A 21,624-nucleotide genomic window follows, 5' to 3' on the forward strand; every position below is an offset into this window, starting at 1 on the left:
ATGATACTACTTTGGATGATATTTATTCTGATGGCCGGTGGGATTCTCGCCGGCATTGTCGCTGCGTGGAGCACAATAGCGTGCCGGGTCATTGCGTTGGTCAGTATCATGCTCGACATGTTGCTGATCACCTGGGTATGGATGGGGCAGGATGTTTCGACGGCGCCCGGTACCACGTGGATCGCCGATCTTAACCTTCCGTGGATTCCGAGCTTCGGCATTTCCTTCCACCTGGCCCTCGATGGCCTGAGCCTGCTGATGCTGGCGCTCACTTTCTTTCTCGGCATCTTCGCGGTGTTGCTGTCGTGGAAGGAGATCCAGTACCGCACCGGTTTCTTCCACTTCAACCTGTTGTGGGTATTGGCGGGTATCGCTGGGGTTTTTGTAACCATGGATCTTTTTCTGTTATACTTCTTTTGGGAGGTGATGCTGATACCGATGTATTTCCTGATCGGCATTTGGGGACATGCCAACCGGCAGTACGCGGCCTACAAATTCTTTATATTCACCCAGGCCAGTGGCTTGCTGATGTTGCTCGCGATCCTGGGACTTTATTTTGTTCACGGCAACCAGACGTCAGTATATACCTTTGATTATTTCAGTCTGTTGCAAACATCGATGTCGCCGGATGTCGCGCGCTGGCTCATGTTGGGATTTCTCGCGGCATTCCTGGTGAAGCTCCCCGTGGTGCCGTTCCATACGTGGTTGCCCGATGCCCACTCCGAAGCGCCTACAGCCGGCAGCTTTATCCTGGCGGGTCTCATGTTGAAGACGGGGGCCTATGGCCTCATTCGCTTCGCCTTGCCGTTGTTCCCGGAGGCGGCCGTGGAGTTTGCGCCGTGGGGTATGCTGCTGGGGACGGTGGGTATTGTTTATGGCGCGGTTCAGGCCTTTTCACAGACCGATCTGAAGCGCCTGGTGGCCTATACCAGCGTCAGCCACATGGGGTTCGTGATGCTGGGTGTATTTGCGTTTACGGAGATGGCCCTGCAAGGTGTGGTCATGCAGATGATCACCCATGCCATCAGTACGGGCGCGCTGTTTGTGCTGGCGGGGGCACTCTACGAGCGGATCCATACCCGCGACATTCTGCAAATGGGCGGGTTCTGGAAACGCACGCCGTTTATGGCGACGGTCAGCCTGATCTTTGTGATGGCATCGCTCGGGCTACCCGGCCTGGGCAACTTCGTCGCCGAGTTCCTGACGCTGATGGGATCATGGTCGACCAGTCCCGTACTGACTGCGATCGCCACGGCAGGACTGGTAGCCGCGACAGCATACTCGCTTCGGATCATGCAAAAGATTTTTCTTGGCAAGGATGCGCACACGCATGCGTTGCCGGACCTGTCATTGCGTGAAAAGCTCGTACTCGTACCCATGGCGATCGCCATTATTGTATTAGGACTATTCCCGCAGCGCATCATCGATACGGCGCGGACTACAGTGGGAAAAAGTGACAACAAACATACCACGACACCGGTGCCTGCACGCGGCATGTTGTCGGTGAAAGGAGGAAATCATGAATAAGACTGATTTGCTAAGCCTCATACCGCTATGGATTCTTTCCAGCGCGGCAATCCTGAACTTCTTTTCGATCTCCATTCGGCGAAATCACAAAGTGATCTTTATCATTACACTTGTTTCGTTGCTGGTGGATTTTATATTCCTAACGTCCTATAGCATACACCATCAGCAAGCGATTGAACCGCTGCTCGTCATCGATGGATTTGGCGTCTTCAACATGGGCTTGATCTTGTTAACGACGCTGCTGGTGGTCATGATGTCGTATGCCTATTTCGAACAACGGGAGGAACGGAAAGAAGAGTATTATATATTGATCATCCTGGCCGCTCTGGGCAGCTGCATCCTGGTGATCAGTAAACATTTTGCATCGCTCTTCCTGGGACTCGAGATTCTGACTGTATCGCTCTACGCCCTCATCGCGTACCTGCGCAAGCGCGAGCGTTCGGATGAAGCCGGTATCAAATACCTGATCCTGGCGGCTTTCTCTTCGGCGTTTCTGCTGTTTGGCATGGCGTTGTTGTATGCGGCCACTGGTACCATGAGCTTTCAGGGATTGGCCGACTGGCTGGCTTCCAACCGCGAAGTATCACCGCTGGTGTGGTGTGGCTTCGGTATGTTTACGGTCGGGGTAGGGTTCAAGCTGGGGGTGGTGCCATTTCACATGTGGACACCCGACGTGTACGAAGGCGCACCTGCGCCGGTTACTGCGTTTATCGCTACCGTTTCGAAAGGCGGCATGATCGCGTTGCTGGTGCGGTTCTTCACCATGGTCCAGGGGCATCAGTTAACGCTGCTGGTCACCGTCTTTACTGTGTTGGCCGTGGCGTCCATGTTTGTGGGCAATTTTCTGGCGCTGCGACAAAGTAATGTCAAACGACTGCTGGCCTATTCTTCCATTGCTCATGTCGGTTACTTGCTGGTGGCGTTTCTGGCGGGCGGTGAGCTCGGAACCCAGGCCATCAGCTTTTATCTCGTGGCATATTTCATTACCACGCTGGGAGCCTTTGGTATCATGGCTACGCTGTCGGACAAAGAGCGCGATGCCGAGCTGATCGAAGATTACCGTGGGCTGCTTTGGAGGCGCCCGCTGACCGCCATCATTTTTAGCGCCATGCTGCTTTCGCTGGCGGGCATTCCTTTGACGGCCGGATTTATTGGCAAATTCTACGTAATCGCCGCTGGCGTACGGACCAGTCACTGGTTCCTGGTGTTTGCGCTCGCGATCAACAGTGTGATCGGGCTGTATTATTATATCCGCATCATCGCGGTAATGTTTGATCAGGGGCAAAGCGTTCGCACGTCGGAAGAGCTCCATCCATTGGTATATGTGATCAGCAGCTTCACCATGGCCTTGCTGGGGCTGATGCTGATCTGGCTGGGGGTACATCCGGAAGAAATGCTGACGCTGATCCGGAATACGTTGTGAAAGAGAAGATATCTTATTTTTCCGAGGAGAAATGAATAGGCAATGGCTACCCGGCATTATCGGTCGACAAGCCAGATACGTTGGGTTATTTGACGATTGATCTATTTACAAATTCGGCCATGTCCGCCAATGCGGTTTGTGATGCAACGGTATGGATATTCATGAAGGGCCATACGTGCAGGGCGCCTTCAAACAACTTCAGTTCCGCCATAACGCCGTCATGGAGTAGCTTCTGGTGAAGATTCATGGAGTCGTCTTGCAGAATCTCGTGGGTACCGCATAAGATTAACACCGGCGAAAGCCCGCGGAAGTCGCCGTTAACGGGTGACAGAATCGGTGCTGCCAGGTCCCAACCGGAGGCATACATGTTTGCGGCCTCGATCAAATAGGGTCTGGCTAAAATGATATCTACTGTTTTATTGCGCTCATAACTGGCATTCTTACATTCGAGATCCACCCACGGAGAGATGACAATGATGTATTGCAGCTTGAGACCGTTTGTTTCCTTCAATACGAGTGTGGTTGCCAGGATGAGATTACCGCCGGCACTGTCGCCGATGATGCCGATAGTCGCGTGCGGATATTGCTCACCCAGGGCGGTGATAACGGCGACGCAATCCTCTATGCCGGCTGGAAAGGGATGCTCTGGCGCCAGACGATAATCGATCACCAGTACTTTTCGTTCTACTGCACGCGCGATGTGACTGACCAACGGAGCGTGTGAGCTAATGGCGCCGTATATAAAAGCGCCGCCGTGAATGTAGATCACGATGTCATTCTCTCCCGCGCCGGGGGGCGTAAACAGGCCGCAAGGTACGCCGGCCACCCTGAGATCTTCGCGCGTAACGTTTTCGGCAACGGGATATGTGTTGCCGATGGCTTCAAAGCCGATACGGGCTTTTTTCAAATGGTCCATGAGTATCAAATTTTTCAGCCCAAAGCTCTTGCGGTGGATGTGAAAAAAAATTAAGATATCTTAGTTTTTTACCTGGCAGGAAGCAGCAAAGTTTGTAGGTTGTTAATTCGAGCACAGCGAGTATGCCATACGAAAACATCTTGCAGAACATTCGGCGTTATGTTTCCCTGACACCACAGGAGGAAGACGCCTTTTGCGCGTTGCTGACTGTAAAGAAGATCAAAAGGAGGGAGCTTCTTTTGCGCGAAGGCGATGTCTGTACCGATGAATATTATGTCAACTCGGGCTGCTTCCGGGAATATTTTGTTGACAGCAAAGGCTTTGAGCACAACCTATATTTTGCCATAGAAGACTGGTGGATATCGGACTTGTACAGTCGCACACAGATGGCGCCCAGCTATTGTAACATTGTAGCGCTGGAGGATTCCGAGCTTGTACAAATCGGCCATCTGACCCTGGAGAAATTTATGGAGGAAGTTCCCAGGTTGGAGCGGTTTTTCCGGATGTCCTATGAGCAGTCACTGGTCAACCAGCATTTAAGGAACTTGCAGATGCTGCATATGACTGCGGATGAACGTTATATTCATTTTCGGGAGCGTTATCCCAAGCTCGCCAATCGCATACCACAGAAGCATATAGCCACTTTTTTGGGCTTGACGCCGGAATTTTTCAATACGGTCCATGCGAAAGTCATGCGTTTAAAACGACCGGGAATATAATGGGCTTTTTTATGTTTTATTTCTGACGATGTGAAACATTCGTCATATTCATTTCCCAGGTCCGGCCGTTATCGGGAGAAAAGGCTTGTGCCCAGACGGGGTTGTTCGGATCGGTCTTATCCCATTGAAACATGACGAGAATGGGCTTGCCCTGGAATACATCTTTACAGTAGAATGTCCCGACGGCGCCTTCAAAGGAGCCGACCACGGGCGGATCGAGCACGCCGAGGTTGCTGTCGACCCAGTATAAGCTCCACAGCCGGGTCTGCGGATTGAAGAGCCGCAGCGTAAGTCCTTCATAGGGTTTATCGCCGGCTGCATTAAAGTTGGTTCGGTAGAAATCCATGTTGCCCAGGCCATTCAGTATAGATCCATAGTTTTGAGAAGTCGATTTATATTCGAGCCATGTCGTGTTGTTGCTTAGCCGGGCCTTTAGTCGCTTGTTGTCCATGGCCCAGTCGCCCGCCAGAAAATCGAAGTCATGGGTGGACGACGTTTTTGACGGTAAAATAACGAGCTCTCCGGCTTGCGATACGGAAGCATTGACCATTTTGAAGTCGGGGGGGATTTGTGCCAATGCGCGAACGGACGGCAACGACAGGACGACCATGAGCAGGAGGGGATAACGTTTCGGGATATTCATGGCAGGTTACTTTTAGGGGTTTGAGATGTTTCTGTAGCGGTAAAAGTAGCCTACCTTTGCACCCATTCCAGGAGTCAGTTTTATACTATTTAACGGGTGCAGATATGATTCCGATTTTGAACCGCAGTGGCAGGCCGCTCTATGAACAGCTTTATGAGTTCTTTCGGGATGCCATCCTGGAGGGCCGGATACAGCACGGTGACAGGTTGCCTTCGTACAGGATATTATCGCGGGAGTTACAGGTTGGTCGGAACACGGTTGTTCGGGCGTATGAACAGCTCACGTTAGAAGGATATTTGGTGAATGAAAACCGCAAGGGACTGTATGCCGCCAAACTGGATGTACGGGAACGGCATTCGGAACTGGCGTTCAGGCAATCGCGGCGCGGCGTGGCAAAGCGGACAGCCAATCCGTCGGCAGAGAGATTTAATTCATCTGTCCACATGGTAGATGAAAGCAATTTTCCGGTAGCGCAGTGGCGAAAATGCAGTAACTGGGCGCTCGATAACATCAGTTTTCAATACCAGGAGCATGAGCGCGAAGATCCTTTGAAGACGCAGCTGATTCCGTACCTGTTTCACCACCGTGGTGTGCAGGTGAAACCCGAACAGATCATTATAGGCTCGGGCGCCAGTGTGCTGGTTTTCTGGCTGGCCGTTATTCTTCGGAAGACCTGTTCGGATATTATGGTAGAGGACCCTGGGTACCCGCGCATTCAGCAGGTTTTTTCGGAATGTGGGTATATTATAAAAGCGCTTCGCGTAAAGAAAGATGGGGTGGACCCGGACAAGCTTGCCGGGCAAACGGCGGACTTGCTTTACCTGACGCCGTCGCATCAGTTTCCTACGGGCGTGTCTATTCCCGTGCAGGCCAGGTTGCGGATCCTGCATTGGGCGCGGGAGAACAATGCGTATATCATCGAAGACGATTTCGACTGTGAGTTCAGACATAAAGCGAAGCTAATGCCGGCATTACAGGGGCTGGACCGTGATGATCGGGTGATATACCTGGGATCGTTCTCAAACTCTTTGATGCCATCTCTGCGGGTGGCGTACCTGGTATTACCGCAGAAATTTTCGGTGGACTATCAGTCGTACGCATACCTCATGGACACGGTGCCGTACGTTATCCGGAAGACGCTGGCCTGTTTTATGGAAGAAGGATTTTGGGAGCGGCATCTCAAACGCATGCGAAAGGTATACAAAAGCAAGTATGATCGATGTGTGCGCGCATTGGAAGAGATGCCGGCCGAGCTTATTCACTTTAACCGTGCGCCATCCGGGCTCAATATCTGGTTACGGATCAATACAGTATTAAGTGAAACAGAAGTGGTCGAACGGGCGGCAGCGCAAGGAGTACACGTGACAGCAGGTAGTTACTATTACCGGTCGCGGTCCAACAGCAAGCGCAGGCCGGAAGTATTGTTCGAGTTCGGAAGCCTGCCGGAGGACCAAATTGAAGGCGTGGTCAGGAAGTTAGGGTTGGCCTGGTCGGTGTAGAGCTCAGAAACAAACCTGAAAGAATAAGTGCTCCGCCGACGACCTGCCATGTAGTAATGCTTTCGTGCAAGAATATTACGGCAATGGAGACGCCCACCAGGATATCGAGGTTGAGAAAGTTGCCCACCATGGCTGCCGGCAGACTTTTTAAAGCCTGGTTGTAGAGCAGGTAGCAGAGCGCAGAAGAGATAGCGCCTAAATATACCACGGCTATCCAGCCGAACATTCCCAGGCGTATGGGCGTGTCGAGGTGGGTGTATTCATAGACAGCCGTCGGTAAACAGAGGAGCGTCCCGGCACATCCGCCTAAGAAAGTAGTTGTTATGGAATCAAGATGGTTTGATTTTCTGGACAGCAGGGTATACGCCGTCCAGCAGATAACCGATGCCAGCATGAGGAGGTTGCCGAGGATGGGATTGCTTCCGGTTGCCTTGTCATTTGAAATGACCCCTACAAGGGCCACACCGGCAAACGAAATACCGGCGATCTGTCGTTGATTTACTTTTTCACTCAAAAATAGAATGCCGAACAAAGCAATGCAGATGGGAATAAGCCCCTGGATGAGGGCGCCGACGGAGGCAGATGTGTATAGGAGTGAGAAATTAAACAGAATATAATATCCGGTTACACCGGTGAGTCCCATGAATACCAACCTGACATAGTCTGACGTCACCAGCCTGTCTTTCTGTTTGCGGCGATGCTGGAGATAGATTGGGAGCAGGCAGACCGTGGCAATGAGAAACCGGATGAAGGCAAAGCACATGGGCGGGAGCGTTGCTACGACGGATTTTGTTATGGAGTAGGAGCTTCCCCACACCAGCATGATGAAAATCAGAATTAGTATCCCACGTGTTTTATTGTTTTCCACGGCCTCTCTTTCTGCGAATCTAACGGAAAAATTGATACAAGGTCAAAAACATATTTCTATTGGGGGAGCCCTGGAAGTCTTGTATTGGGTATATTGTGCGCATGCGTGAATTTTATCTTGTTGAAAAGACCGGCTCGTTACGAAATTTGAGGCTTCGCCGTTCGGAAATCCCGGCGTTGGAAAAGGGTAAGGTGTTGGTCGGCGTGCGTTCCGTCGGTCTTAATTATGCGGATATCTTTGCGATCATGGGGCTTTATAGTGCCACGCCCCAGGTGCCCTTCATTCCAGGACTTGAGTTTAGTGGAGAAGTGCTTTCGTCGGATTCAGATAAATTTCAGGTAGGACAGAAGGTGATGGGCGTTACCCGGTTTGGTGGTTATGATAGCCATATCGTTGCGGATCCGGAATATTTGTTTCCACTGCCTGGGGGTTGGTCTTATGAGGAAGGCGCGGCTTTTCCTGTGCAGACGTTCACGGCATATTACGCGTTGAGGACGTTAGGCGATCTGAAGTCCGGGCAAACGGTCCTTATTCACAGTGCAGCCGGCGGTGTTGGGTTGCAGGCCCACCGTATCGCGAAAAAGTACAACGCCTATACGATTGGCGTGGTGGGAGCGGAGAACAAGGTGACGCTGTTGAGACAGGAGGGATTTGATAAGACCATTGTACGGGGAAAACATTTTCGCCATGATTTGCGTCTCTCGCTGGGAGACCGGTTGCTCCATCTTGTTCTTGAAACTACGGGTGGGAAATATTTTTACGATAGTTATAACATGCTGGCGCCGATGGGAAGGCTGGTGGCGTATGGCTCGGCTCAGTTTACGCCGGCGTCGCATCGGCCCAATTATATCAGCCTGGCGTTCCGGTATCTGTTCCGGCCCCGTGTTGATCCGCTGACGATGATCAAGTCCAACAAGTCTGTGATGGCGTTCAACCTCATCTGGATTTACGAGCAAAAGGAGCTGATGTACGAGATGCTTCGTGACATCGAGGCGTTGCATCTGCCGCCACCGATTGTCGGCCATCGGTTCGATTTTTCGCACATGGCCGAGGCGTTGGCGTTGTTTCAAAGCGGAAAGACGACGGGGAAGGTTGTGCTGAATATCGCGGGTAGCGTGGAATAAACGTTATATTGCACGGTGCAGATTACGAGCTAATGAAAAAAAGTGCATACTGGGTTGCGGGCCTCTGCCTGCTGTTGCTGATGGGATGTGGGCGGACGCGGGGTGTTGAAGAGAAGACTCCTCTTTCCGAATCGGATAGTGCATTGATGCCAAACACGGGGTCTCCCCCGGAGGAATCGAAAGACTCTGTAAGTGTCACCGGAAATACGATTACATACGCGGGAGTTCAGGAAGATAGTGTTCATGCCATCTTGCATACTTTGCCGTCGCTTGAGCCCCTGTTAGCGTTGGTGGCGCAAATGATTCGGGCGCAGGATAGTCTTCAGCAGGACAGTGTTGCAACGGCCCCGTACCGGCAACAGGTTACTATGGCTATTGAAGACTATAAACGCACCGCGAGCGCAGGAATCCGGATGCCGGAAAATTTTCCTACGCTATTACAGCTAAACCGGCCGATTCAGGACGGCGACACAGCGGGTGGACAGCTTCCGACAGTAAAGCCATCGTTTCTCACGGCACGATCGAAATTCTTTTTCACGGGAGGAGCTCCTTTTCTGATCAAGCTTGAGCCTGATGATAATACAATTTTTACGAGTCCACAACGTATGCCGGAGATACGTGTCGAGGCTGGGCAGACGGAAAATACAGAATATCTGTTGCCGTTCGCCTATCGCTACAGCAAGGCGCCGGTAAAGATCCTGCAAGGGCCGGTTCATGAATTTTATGACCGCCCTGATTTTGGATTGCGAATGCTCGTTCATCAGTTTACACGTCGTATTCCCGTGTTCTTCCTGACGGAACATGGGCTGATCGAGGCTCAGCTTCTCTCGATTAGGGTAAAGCTCCATCCGGAAAGCAGGGGATGTGTTTATGACCGTCCCACCCTTCAGTTCGCGTGTCAGAAGCTTGTCTCATCCGAGGATATCCTGGGAATCTATATACCCGTTGACGCAACAACGCCGTTATCGTGTACTATCGATAGAAAAGACCGGACACATTGGACAGCCGATCTAAACGGAGACGGCATTGCCGATATTGCCGCCATCGCTTCTATCTTTTCCGGGGAAGTAAATGGAGACGCCCTGGCAAGGGTATTGTGGTTTGCCAACGTCGACGGGCAGTGGCAGATTATTGACTTCGGAGAAGATCTCGATTGTACATGATACGTGACAGCAGACATTCGGTTGCAGTCGTGCTAATATGCCTATTTGTTACCGGCGTATTGATCGTTGCCCTTGTAAGGAATTATTACTACCCATTGCTGGCCATTAGCGGAGAGCCTTCAGCCGGCACATGGCTTTCCGGTGTGTTGTTGATCATGTCGGCGACACTGTCGCTGGTAGCAGGTATGGATAGACACCCGTGGACGTGGTTTTCGGTAGCGACATTCTTTCTGACCCTTGCACTGGACGAGCGGTTTATGTTTCATGAGCAGCTAAAAGAACAAATCATCTTTTTTACATACGGTAGGAACTTTCCTCATGCACTATACGAGTTGCCCGTAATTTTCGGAGCCTGCATGGGCGCCGGGGTCGCTTTCCTCCTGTGGTCGCAGCTCTCCCGTTGCGGCCGGGTGGTGTTAGTATGCGCAGTGTCGCTCGGGCTTGTGTCTGTGGTGATCGATATCCTGGCGACCGGGCCGGTCCTGTTTGAAGATAGCAGCAAATTGCTCGCAGAGCTTCTCGTAACCTGTGCGCTGGTGCTGAATGTGCGGTCCGGTAAAACCGCATGCGGCAAGCTTCCTATGGAAGAAAATTGAAATTGTCCGCTCCTGTAATAAATATAAAAACGTCTCAACTGGTGCTGGCACATTGTCGGAAATATCTCTATATTCATTTATGTCTATCTGACACCTGTCGGCAAGTGATGTGAGGTATTTCGTGTTAACGAGACCGACTCGATATCTTAATTCGTATTGACTAAATCATAAACCCCGTGTGTATGAAAGCCAGCTTTACAACCAGCCTCTATTGTTCATTAAAAATTCTGATCACCACTCTGCTGCTGATCATTTGCGTTCAGCTTCGTGCGCAGATCCCCGGAGCTGTCGGCACCACAATTTATACGCCCATGGGGCAAGCGGTCTTTGCCGTGATCAATCCCGAAGACGACTACTACCGCGATTATGTCAATACCGACAATGCCAACAAGATCGCTGCGAACAACTGGTGGGTGCAGGTGGAGAGTGGGGCGACCACGAAATCGCAGTGCCACGGTTGGGCCTGGTCGCAGTACAATGGTGGACCGGCCGTGGAGATCAACGGTGATGTACGAAAGTATTTTACCAATGACGCTGTGGAAGAAATCGCACCCCTGACACAAGAGACCTGGGAAGAAGGCGTGATGATTGTTTTTGGGGCCAATATGAGTGTGCCCGTACATACTGCGATTACCACAAGCGAATACGGCATCGTGCGGTCAAAGTGGTGGTACGGCGCCGTGTACCGGCATACGCTGGAGGGGCATCCCTGGGCAAACGCTGTTTGGCAGCGCGGCTGGTATCGTGTAAACATGACCGGCAACAAAAGAGTCTGTGCGTATGGCTCGACGTCAAGTTATTCCACCACATCATCGATTCCCGGTGCTACGTATTCCTGGAAGTTGTCGGGCGCTGCCGTGGGAGGCAATTCAAGCTCGGTGGCCGTGCAACACAATTTCTCGCCCAATACTGCCAAGTCCCTGAGCGTCGAGATTCATTGCCCGCTTTCCGGCACGACCATCAAAAGTTTCAGAAGAATATGCTTCGGCGAAAACAGCGGATATGTACCCGGCGGCTCGTATTATATTATGGGATCATCCGATAACATGTCGCTCTGCCCGAATACCAGCTATACACTGTATGTTAATCCTCCCTGCTCGGCGTCCGGATACACCTATACGGTGCCACCGGGGTTTACGATTAACTCGGCATCAGACTTTAGCATGTCATTCAGTACCGGCTCTGGTGGAAGTGGGTCGATTGAGGTACGCGCCAATGTCTGGTGCTCGGTCAATGCAAACACCTGTTGCGCGCCTGCGCCCGGGACGAATGTGGCCATTGCCTATGCGTATGTGGATACGTCAAATCCATACTGCGGATGGTCTATGACGGTATCACCCAACCCGGCGGCCGATTACATTGATATAGAAACCGGTAGCGCGGAAGGCCGCGATGCCGCACTAAGCCGGACGGCGGCGTCATCGGAAGGTGTAGGTGAATGGTATCGCCTTACGGTCTACAACAGTCAGCAGGTGCCGGTATTCACAACCAAAAGCAATGACCGCAAAGTGACAATCAATACACATTCGCTGCAAAACGGGATTTACATCGCCGAAATAATTCGCGGGAAGGAAAGGATCTCTAAGCGCTTTGCCGTAAATCATTAATGACGTTAGGATTTTCCTCTGACGCCCCGCATGATTGAAAAGAATCCTGTCAGCGTCGGCACCAGGCCTGTCAGCGTGGTGATAAACCCGGTGACCTGGTTAAAGGCAGATTGCTGCGTATAGAGTAGAAACGCGCCCATCGATACGAAGAAGATGATCAGCACCATGCGGATGGTATCCCAGGTACCCGTCACGTTGATCTCGTGCTCCAACTGTAAGGCGTCGTCCGGATTGACGACGGAGAGGATGAAGTTGCGGAAGCTTCGGTTAAAGATGTGCAGTGCTTTTTCTTCTTTTGAAACATATACCAGTCCGCGACGCTGCAGGCTGCCGAGCACGGGGAAGTTGAGGTAATTGGTCAACTCGTCCTGGGCCAGATCGTACAGTACGTATTTTTCCTGGCTGGTCAGCGAAGCCCACAATGAATGATAATAGTTTCCGGCCAGTTCCTGGACCTTTAGCACGAACATTTCCTCCGACCTGGACTCGCATGCCGTCCAGTTGCCGTTCGCGTCCTTTTTGAAGTAGGTGTGAAGTATATACTGTCCGGGTCGCTTTGAAACAATGTTGCGAAACAGCCGCGCGAAGTAAGCGCCGAAGCGGAATTCGTCGGTAACAATTTGCAGACCCTGGTAGTCGTGAAAGATGGCGGCATCGTTTTGCTCCAGGGGATAATTTACCTGATCGAAATCATCGAGCACCTGCAGTAGCTTTTCTTGCTCCTGCTGCAGCGACATGTCGTCATTTTTCGTAGCTGCCTGCGCGAGGTATTTTTTGGAAAGTTGCAGCGCCTGGTCGCCGGGATCACAGGAGGTCACCCAGATCACTTTGGTGGTACGGCGTTGGAATAACCTGGAGAGCTCTTTGAGATACTCTATACATTTTCCTTTTTCGACGTCCCGCGGGTCGAAGTAATGGAGCAGCACGATCTGATCCGGCATGTCCTTTCGGGGAGTGCCTTTAAAGTTGAGATGCTCCACCTTGTTCGCAAGCGCGGCGTCGGGATCGTCTTCGCGATACGCTTCCCGGGCAAGTGTTTCTTGTATCATCGGAATTACCTGCGTGCCGATGGGCGCGAGGATGAGCAGGTTTGTCGGACCGTGAACGGCGTTATACCGGATATAGTCGATGTCTGTATCGCGGGCGAGTTGTAATGTCCCGGGCTCGAAATACCCGACCAGCAGGAGGCGTTTGTAGGCCGTGTGGAGTGTGAAGTAGGTCGTCAGGCCGATAATCACCACGGCGAACAGGAACATCAGGTGCCCCGGAAATTCCAATAGCTCCCATTCTATTCGCATCGGCAACGCTACGGACACACCGGCATAGGCTTCGGATGGAAATTGCCGGCCATAGTGATAGTATAGAATGTCGTGCGCATTGCCGGGACCGCGTCCCCACCACCACCGATAGGGATTGTTTAGCAGGGCCGTACGGTCCAGGTATAGGTTGCGGGTTTCATATGCATTGAACGTCATCTTGGGAAGGCTGATAAGCCGGAGGTACCACGACGTGACGCTGTCGGCAAGCTGTGGCTTCGACGATCGCCAGTTACCTTCTGCGATGTCCAGCACGTGCGCATTCAGGAGCTCTACCCGGTCGTTCCGGTTGCCAAAGGTATAGATGCCGGTACGGACCAGGTGCAGCGGGTCGCCCCGCTGTGGCAACCGTTGTCGCCGGGTGCAGATTTCGGTGATCGTGGCGGCCCGGCGGGATGGAGTATTGCTTGTCGTGCGTGCCGCGGGCGTCGGCGTATGGCCTCCCGTGGCGATCTGCTCCCAGCGACGGGTGATGTCGGGAAAATTTCGGACAAGCCAACGCTGCCGTTGCTCGATACCTTCGGCAATCGCCAGCGCCCCACGCTTTTCGTGCAGGCCGTTTTCCACGCGGATGGCCGCGCGAAAGAAGCCAAACGTCGGCAGGATGCTCAGGTTTACAGCGGCCAGCATCAGCACCGTTGTGACCCGGTAGCTTGTTTCCGGTTTCTTCAGCCACGGCATGCTCTTCAGTTTATTAGGATCCCGCAGCATCGCCAGCAGGGGCACCAGGGCATCTGGCCGCCAGATAAACCACGCCGACACTGCCACGAGCAGCGCAGTGAACAGTACGGCCGGAAGTAACGACTGGGACCCTTCGAGCTGCCACAGCATGCCGCAGAGTATGAGCGCGGCGAGCAGGCACAGTCCGAACAGCAGACGGAACGGCCACCGCACCAGGGGGCGCAGTACCGCCTGGTCCGTGCGCCGCGTTAGCGCGATCGCGTGCGCCGCTGCCCCGGTCAGCATCACCGTCAGTATCGGGAAGGCGAATGACACATACAGCAGCGTGCCCGTGGAAAGACCGAGGCTTCCGCCGGAAACGTGGTATAGCAGGCACTCGGTGATGAACTGGCCCGTGGCCAATGCGACGGGTACCAACAGCACCAGCAGAAGCAGGGTAAATTTCTGCTGGCCGGTATGCGGGCGAAGCCACCGCAGGTCGATCTTCTGGCGTTTGAGCAGCGACGGTCGGCGCCCTACGAGAAAGGGTATGACGATGAGCAGGACAATGCCCAGGGTCAGGTAACAAAGCATAAACAGGGTGAACGTCACCTCGTTCGAGAGCGTGCTGATATAGGCATCTGAATCGTACAGGATCACGGTCGTGTAGGGCAGGTCCTGCAGGGGAGAAAAGTGCATCAGGCGATCCTGCCCATAGTAAAAGATCTTTTCAAATCGGGTGGAGCGGCTTTGAATCAGCTCGCGAACCAGTGTCGCTTTGCTACATTCCTCGAGGAAGTTCTCGCGCAGGTTGCGCCGGCCGTCGGAGTGGAAAAGTACGTTGCCGCCGGCGTCCAGGATACAAAACTGTACCTCTGCCGGCATGGCCGGCCGCATGGCCGAAAGCAGCAGTGTTTCCAGCGCCAGGATGCGCAGGTGCCCTTGCGTATCGCCCTGCTTCCAGTGGTTATGCCGCAGACTGTCGTGCAAGTTGCGCCCCAGGTCGTCGACCAGTTCCTGTGCCGGCCTATTGGGTGCTTTACTGACGACTACCGTGTTTTCCTGGCTATGCCACGAGTATACCGGCTGCAGGTAGAATGTACGGACCACGCTGTCTGCCGGCAGTACAAGTTTGTAGGGTGACGCTTGCAGTGCGTTGACATATTCCCGGGCGCGCAGGTCCATGTCCGCGCGGCCATTTCCTTTATTCATCCAGGTGCCCCAGTTCTGGCCATTCTTGTCGATGAACAGCAGCGAGCTTACCGGGTGCCACGACGAAGCGTTGTTAAAGTAGCGGTTAAGCCCCTGCATTTGTGCCGCATACGGCTGACGTAGATTTGCCCGCAGCCAGGTACGGTACGTGGCGGACGTGGACGCAGGCATATAGCACATCTCCTGCTGGTCGATCTCCATGAGGATGTCGGCCACCTCGCCTTGTACCCGTCGTTTCAGCTCGCCGCCGACATGCTGCAGTGTGCATTCCTGCTGCTGGCGCTCGGCCATGTTGTGCATCCACAATACCAGCATCGTTACGATCACCGCGGCTCCCAACAGGCTGGCAACACCCAGGCCGGTCACGTCGTAGTGATATACTCGCTCCAACGGGCCAATCAGGAATACTTTCAGATAGGGCAGGGAACATAGTGCCAGTAACGTGAAGAGAGAGAGCCAGACAATTTTGTCCGTGTCGATCATATTGCGGTCGTGCGCGTATTTCTCTTCCGAAACCAGGCCGCACAATACGAACGGTACTTCCGATGCCTTGTCGACGGCATGGTAGTATACCACATAGGGTTTGCCGCCCAGGGTATCGTGCCGGATCTCGTTGGATACCGGCACGCGTCGTTTGTCTACGAGCGTGACGGCCGGGTTCAGGTCGAGCGGGTGCGTTTGGTATATGACCGAGTCTCCGTAGAGCACGACGTAATCCTCGAAGAAATCCTGGCGATACCCAACGACCTCCGTCAGGTATTTTTCCGCATCGCAGTGATATTCCAGTAACGAGTCCTTTGAACGGACAAAGTCGTACCTCCCGCCGCCGGGCTTCCGGTCGTAGATAGAACCGAAAAAGGTAATGAACCATTTGTTGTCGCGGCCGTTGTTCTTCGGTACAAATTTGCGCCCGTGGAATTTGCGTTTCCATTCGTTGGTGGAAATGGGCCCTTCCAGCCTTAATCCGTCAAAGTAAGCAATGGTATCGTTCGGAGAGTATCGCTCGCCCGCCATAGGCTTTTTGCCATAGACTTCGTCCAGGATAACCTGCACATTATTTTTCTTATCGTGAATATTGCGCTCGATGCGCGTCAGTATCCGGAATCCCCGCTGGTTCAGCTCCCGTTCCCGGGCGGGCACCACCACCACCAGGTAATAATAGGCCAGGATCGATACGCCGCCGATGGTTGCGAACGCAATAAATATCTTGCGAAAGTTTACATTCTTTGTCATGGATATGAAGGTTAACCGGACAACTATCACCTCTATCTAACCCGTCTTACACCTGGATTGAGCTGTAAAACAAAAAAGCCCATCTTCTGAACAACCGTGTCGGGTGCACAAAAGATGGGCTCAATAGATTGAAGTTAAGAATACCATCTGAACCGTGCAATTTCAGCTGGCATTTTTTCCGGATGGTCGTGCCAGAAATTGCCTTCGGGCCTTTTGTTTGACAATGACGGTCTTGTTTCGGGTAATCAGTCTTTTGGGCTTTGATTATCAGGTAGTTCATTTTGTCTGTGTTGTTTTATGGAAAAACCGAAGGTGGGGCATCTCAAAAGAAACTATCTTTTGAACCGCATGAGATCTACGTTACTGTTTTTGCTTGTAGTGCTTCTTTACCATCAGGCCCACGCACAAAAAGACTTCTACTCCCAGCGTTGGAGCGACGTTTATAAAAATGAGATCAAGAATCTGCCACAATCTGCGTTGAAGATTGTTGACACGATTTATTATCAGGCGAAGAAAGACAAAAACGTTACCGAGATTACCAAGGCCGTTTTATACCAATCCAAGTTTGCGCTGATCCTGCAGGAGAATGCCGAGCTGGTGGTTGTGGAGAAATTCAAAATGGAGATAGAAGCCAGTCAGCCGCCTTTGCGGAACGTGCTCGAATCGATGCTGGCCCAGGTATACTGGCAATATTTTCAGATGAACCGATGGAAATACTATGGGCGCTCTGTTTCCAGCACCGTGAGCGCTGCCGACTTCCGCACATGGGATGCTGCGGCTATTCTGCGGGGGATAGAACAGCATTACCAGCGTTCACTCAACAACAAAAACTTACTACAAAATACCCGGCTGGAGACGTTTGACGATATTCTGGCCCTGGCGGAGCACTCCAGACGCTATCGCCCCACGCTATATGACTTTCTGGCTCACTATGCGTTGGATTTTTATGCAACTGACGAAGCAGCCTTGCGGAGTCCAGGCGCTAACAATACATTTGAAGTCGGTCATTACTTTTCTCCGATTGACGCGGCAAGCTTCAACGACAGCACCTTTGCGTCAGGGCAATACGAGGCGCTTAAGCTCTATAAAGAGATGCTGGCATTTCATCGCCAAAGGCGTGATACCAATGCTTATGTGAACCTGGAAATCGAAAGGCTAAAATTTGTGGCGGCGCACTCCGCGGTGCCCGGTGACGACGCGCTGCTCAAGAATGCACTGACGAGTTTAAAGAGGGTATATAACCGGCATGCTGCCGCTACGCTGATCGACCTGGAGCTTGCGATGAGCTTATTTAATGAAGGAACAACGTACGATCGCGAAGACACGACACACCGGTGGAAGAAGAAGCTTGCGTTGCAAATATGTAATGACGCCGCGAGCCGCTTTCCGGGGAGCGACGGAGCAAAACGGTGTGACGTACTGGCCGGGCGTATTCTTGCCCAGGCGCTATCGATAAAAGGCGAAAGATTCTTGCCGCTCTCCAGGCCCTCCAGGCTACTGATGAGCTTCACGAATGTATCGAATCTGTTTATCCATATCTACCCGCTTACGGCCAAATTGGAAGACGCGTTCTTTCTGGAGAAAGACGACTCGTTACGCATCGCCCTGCTGACCAATAAAGTGGTTGACAGTCTATGGCAGGTTGTGTTACCTAAGACGGATGATTACCAGAATCACAGCACCGAGCTGGTCTTGCCGGCACTTTCGCGGGGCAACTACCTTATTGTCGCGTCGGAAAATCGCGTGCTTTCAGGGAGCACCGGGATCTTTGCGTTCACATCGGTGCGGGCCACGGACCTGGCTTTTCTGGAAGTGCAAAGCGACAATATCTTGAGGTTCCAGGTGATAAACCGGAATAACGGGAAGCCAATTGCCGGGGCGGATGTACATGTGCTGTCCACCGACACGTATTCGGGCGCAGGAATCGATGAGCATAAGTTGACCGATAAAAACGGGTTCATAGAGATCGATAAAGTGACGAAAAGAGGGTGGAATCTGGAAATGTCGGTGATATACAACGGTGATACGGTGTCGTTCGGTGATTACTATTACTATCATTATCAGCATGACGAGCAAGAGACGGGCGTTACTGCAAAATCATTTCTGTTCACGGATCGCAGCATCTACCGGCCGGGGCAAACTGTTTTCTTTAAGGGTGTACTGATTAAAACAAAAGATAAGAAATCCAGCATCGTCGTCGGGCAGCATGTCGAAGTCTTCCTGGAGGATTCACGTTCCAGTGAAATCGCTACGCTACGCGTAAAAACAAATGGCTATGGATCGTTTAGTGGAGAATTTAAATTGCCCGCAGCCGGATTGACAGGCGAGTATAGCCTGTATGCCGATGAAGACTCTGAGGACGATAGCCAGTTCTACGAGAACCTGGATGACTTTGACTATGATGAGACGACCGTTTCTGTAGAAGAGTACAAACGGCCTACGTTTGAGGTCAGCATGCAGCCTCTTACCGGAACCTTCAGGCTCAACGACACCCTTCGGATAACCGGTAACGCTGTCGCGTACAGTGGCTCGAAAATAACAAAAGCCAAAGTAGCGTATACCGTAAAACGCGAGGTGCGATATCCAGGCTGGTATTATTGGAGATCGTCCAACCCATATTCGCCCGAGGCGGAAATAGTCAGTGGCGAAGTATATACAAATGAAAAAGGAGAATTCACCGTTCCGTTCAAAGCTGTCCCCGACATTGAAGTATCTCCCACCGCGAAGCCCGTTTTTACCTACTCCATTGCTGTTGACGTAACCGACATTACCGGGGAAACCAGGAGCGCGGCGTCAAGCGTGAAAGTAGGCTATCATAGCATGCTGGCTACAGTCAGGGCTCCGGCGCAGGTCGATGTGCAAAAGCCGGTTGTCGGCCTGAGTATCACGACCGAAAATCTGAACGGTCAGTTCCTGCCGGCGGCCGGCACCGTGAAGATTTACAAGCTGCAGGGGCCCATCAAACCCATACGGAAACGCCCGTGGGCTGCCCCCGATTATCCTACGCTGACGAAGGAAACGTTCGAAAGGTTGTTCCCCAACGACTCGTATGGCGACGACGCGGGAAGCGCCGTGGGATGGCCCCATGGAAAACTGATGAAAGAACTGTTGTTTGACACAAAGACTTCCCGGGAGCAAAGTCTGACCCTTGACAAGACCTGGCAAATCGGCAGCTATGTGATGGAACTGTATACGAAAGACTCGATCGGACAGACTGTAGAAGATAAATTCATGATCGAGGTAGTCGATTCAAAAGGTAGCGGAGTACCGGACAACGCGCTCCTCATCTTTCAGACAGACAAAACGAGCTACAAGCCGGGCGAAGTTGCAAAAGTTACGATTGGCTCGGCAGCTACCGATGTCAGCATTACCGTGGAGGTGGAAAAGAACAACAAGATTGTTAAGACCTATACCGAGCAGGTATCCAACAGCACAAAGGTGATCACCGTTCCACTGGTGGGTACGGAGGATGAAGGTCTTTCGATCCATTGTAACGCGGTGATCGTTAACAGCGTTGTCGAGCGGCACAAGCGGATAATAATCGAGCAGCGCCGGCCACAGATCGCCATTGAAACAGAGACGTTTAAGGATAAGATTCAACCCGGCGCAATAGAAACGTGGAGCTTCACCATTCAGGGAAAAGACGAGCAAAAGCTCCAGGCTGAGGTAGTGGCGGCCATGTATGATGCCTCGCTGGACCAGTTTAAACCCCACGACTGGAGCTTTAACCCCATTTCACAGCTGGTATATTATTCCCAGTACCGGCTAGGGTATGGGCAGAGTTTCGGTGTGACCGATTTTATCGTCAAGAATGTTCCGTATCGCCAGTTGAACATCCCGCGACAAAATTATGACGGCTTTGACTCGTTTGGGTTTAACCTGACCAACAGCGGTCGTGCCCAGCGAAAATACCTCGAGCGGTTGTACGTCGACGTTACCTCGATCGGAAAAGCGTCCAAGGTAACAATGAGCCATGACCGAATGGGCCGCGCTGGGTTTATATCGGGGCAGCTCACTACGAGCGATGGGGACGTGCTTCCGGGTGTTAATGTGATGGTAAAGGGTACTTGGCGCGGGACGGTAACGGATGTTGAAGGCTATTATAGCATCGAAGCCGGTATGGACGATGTACTGATCTTTAGCTTTGTGGGGTATTCGAGCGCCGAGGTGAAGGCAGGAAAGAAAAATATCGTGGATGTTTCCATGGAGCCGGATATCATGCAGCTGTCGGAAGTTGTCGTTGTCGGTTATGGAACGCAAGTGAAAAAGTCACTGACGGGTTCTGTCGCGATGGTCACAGATCAAGGCACAGTCAGTGACGTTGTCCTGGAAGAGGCCTTGGCGGGCCGGATGCCGGGTGTTTTCGTCCGGGGAGCGGACGGTTCACGCTATACGATCACGATCAGAGGTACTACGTCACTACCCGGAGGAAACGCACCGCTCTACGTGGTGGATGGCGTGATTGTAGAGTCTTCGCAAATCGATCAGCGCGACCTGGCAAGCGCCCAGGTTTTGAAAGGCGCCGCAGCCATCGCTATATATGGTGCCAGAGCCTCGAACGGCGTCATCATTATCTCCACCAGGAGCGGGCAGCAGAAGCTCGACAACGAAATGGCGAAGGTCAACGCCCGTAAAGACTTTAACGAAACGGCGTTCTTTTATCCGCACATGTCCACGGATGAAAACGGCAGGATACACTTCTCCTTTTCTACTCCCGAAACATTGACCCGCTGGAAGGTTCAGCTGCTGGCCCACACAAAAGACTTGCTGACGGCTACTAAAACGCTGCAGGCCGTGACGCAAAAGGACCTCATGGTTACGCCCAATCTTCCCCGCTTTGTGCGGGTAGGAGATGAGGTTATTATTTCAGCCAAGGTGGCAAACCTCTCGAACAAGAAGTTGCAGGGAAAGATCGTGCTTCAGCTGACAAACCCCGTTACCGGCCAGGCGGTAGATGCTTTGTTCGCCAACCACGCGCGCAACCAGGCGTTCAGGACAAATGCAAGAGGCAACACACAAGTTTCCTGGAGCCTGAAAGTACCCCCTGGCATAGCTGCTGTTCAGTACAAGATCGTTGCAAAAGCGGGCAGCTTTAGTGATGGAGAGCAAAATATAGTA

General features: G+C 52.4%; 12 protein-coding genes and 1 pseudogene. 9 read left to right on the forward strand and 4 right to left on the reverse strand.

Annotated features, from left to right (window positions below):
• A complete protein-coding gene (nuoM, locus tag KK062_RS03810; RefSeq protein ID WP_254082923.1) occupies positions 1-1,527 on the forward strand; it encodes an NADH-quinone oxidoreductase subunit M in 1,527 nt (508 codons plus the stop codon).
• Positions 1,520-2,950, forward strand: a complete 1,431-nt coding sequence (locus KK062_RS03815) for an NADH-quinone oxidoreductase subunit N (RefSeq protein ID WP_254082924.1) — start codon at positions 1,520-1,522, stop codon at positions 2,948-2,950. Before nuoM ends, KK062_RS03815 begins: the two co-directional genes overlap by 8 nt.
• Before the next feature lie 85 nt (positions 2,951-3,035).
• On the opposite strand, the gene KK062_RS03820 is transcribed toward KK062_RS03815, so the two are convergent.
• Complete coding sequence (locus KK062_RS03820; RefSeq protein WP_254082925.1) at positions 3,036-3,866, reverse strand: alpha/beta hydrolase; 831 nt, start codon at positions 3,864-3,866, stop codon at positions 3,036-3,038.
• Positions 3,867-3,988: 122 nt separating this feature from the next.
• On the opposite strand from KK062_RS03820, the gene KK062_RS03825 reads away from it, so the two are divergent.
• Positions 3,989-4,585 carry a Crp/Fnr family transcriptional regulator gene (locus KK062_RS03825; protein ID WP_254082926.1) on the forward strand — a complete coding sequence of 199 codons (597 nt, stop codon included), beginning with the start codon at positions 3,989-3,991 and terminating at the stop codon, positions 4,583-4,585.
• 16 nt (positions 4,586-4,601) lie between these two features.
• Here KK062_RS03825 and KK062_RS03830 read toward each other — a convergent pair whose 3' ends face one another.
• Positions 4,602-5,228 carry a hypothetical protein gene (locus tag KK062_RS03830; protein ID WP_254082927.1) on the reverse strand — a complete coding sequence of 209 codons (627 nt, stop codon included), beginning with the start codon at positions 5,226-5,228 and terminating at the stop codon, positions 4,602-4,604.
• A gap of 104 nt (positions 5,229-5,332) precedes the next feature.
• Between KK062_RS03830 and pdxR the strand changes: the two genes are divergently transcribed.
• The gene (pdxR, locus tag KK062_RS03835) at positions 5,333-6,727 is read left to right on the forward strand and encodes a MocR-like pyridoxine biosynthesis transcription factor PdxR (protein WP_254082928.1); all 1,395 of its coding nucleotides are present in this window, start codon (positions 5,333-5,335) and stop codon (positions 6,725-6,727) included.
• Here the strand turns inward: pdxR and KK062_RS03840 are convergent.
• Positions 6,696-7,595: a DMT family transporter gene (locus KK062_RS03840; protein WP_254082929.1), complete on the reverse strand. Its 900-nt coding sequence runs from the start codon at positions 7,593-7,595 to the stop codon at positions 6,696-6,698. The two genes, pdxR and KK062_RS03840, sit on opposite strands and share 32 nt — an antisense overlap.
• 101 nt (positions 7,596-7,696) lie before the next feature.
• Between KK062_RS03840 and KK062_RS03845 the strand changes: the two genes are divergently transcribed.
• The 4 genes from KK062_RS03845 to KK062_RS03860 all read left to right on the forward strand — a co-directional run bounded on the left by KK062_RS03845 (position 7,697) and on the right by KK062_RS03860 (position 12,085).
• On the forward strand, positions 7,697-8,719 hold the full coding sequence (locus KK062_RS03845; RefSeq protein WP_254082930.1) for a zinc-binding dehydrogenase: 1,023 nt from the start codon (positions 7,697-7,699) through the stop codon (positions 8,717-8,719).
• Positions 8,720-8,751: 32 nt separating this feature from the next.
• On the forward strand, positions 8,752-9,882 hold the full coding sequence (locus tag KK062_RS03850; protein ID WP_254082931.1) for a hypothetical protein: 1,131 nt from the start codon (positions 8,752-8,754) through the stop codon (positions 9,880-9,882).
• Positions 9,883-9,911: 29 nt separating this feature from the next.
• Entirely contained in the window at positions 9,912-10,478 is a 567-nt protein-coding gene (locus tag KK062_RS03855; RefSeq protein ID WP_254082932.1) for a DUF8692 domain-containing protein, read from the forward strand.
• 182 nt (positions 10,479-10,660) lie between these two features.
• Positions 10,661-12,085: a PKD-like domain-containing protein gene (locus KK062_RS03860; RefSeq protein WP_254082933.1), complete on the forward strand. Its 1,425-nt coding sequence runs from the start codon at positions 10,661-10,663 to the stop codon at positions 12,083-12,085.
• A gap of 5 nt (positions 12,086-12,090) precedes the next feature.
• On the opposite strand, the gene KK062_RS03865 is transcribed toward KK062_RS03860, so the two are convergent.
• Positions 12,091-16,506: a PDC sensor domain-containing protein gene (locus tag KK062_RS03865; protein ID WP_254082934.1), complete on the reverse strand. Its 4,416-nt coding sequence runs from the start codon at positions 16,504-16,506 to the stop codon at positions 12,091-12,093.
• A 2,001-nt stretch (positions 16,507-18,507) separates the two neighbouring features.
• On the opposite strand from KK062_RS03865, the pseudogene KK062_RS31220 reads away from it, so the two are divergent.
• Positions 18,508-21,411: pseudogene (locus tag KK062_RS31220) on the forward strand (MG2 domain-containing protein); the annotation flags it as partial.
• Positions 21,412-21,624: the final 213 nt, after the last annotated feature.

Source organism: Dawidia cretensis (assembly GCF_018598175.1).
In the GTDB taxonomy this organism is placed as follows: Bacteria; Bacteroidota; Bacteroidia; order Cytophagales; family Cyclobacteriaceae; genus Ohtaekwangia; species Ohtaekwangia cretensis.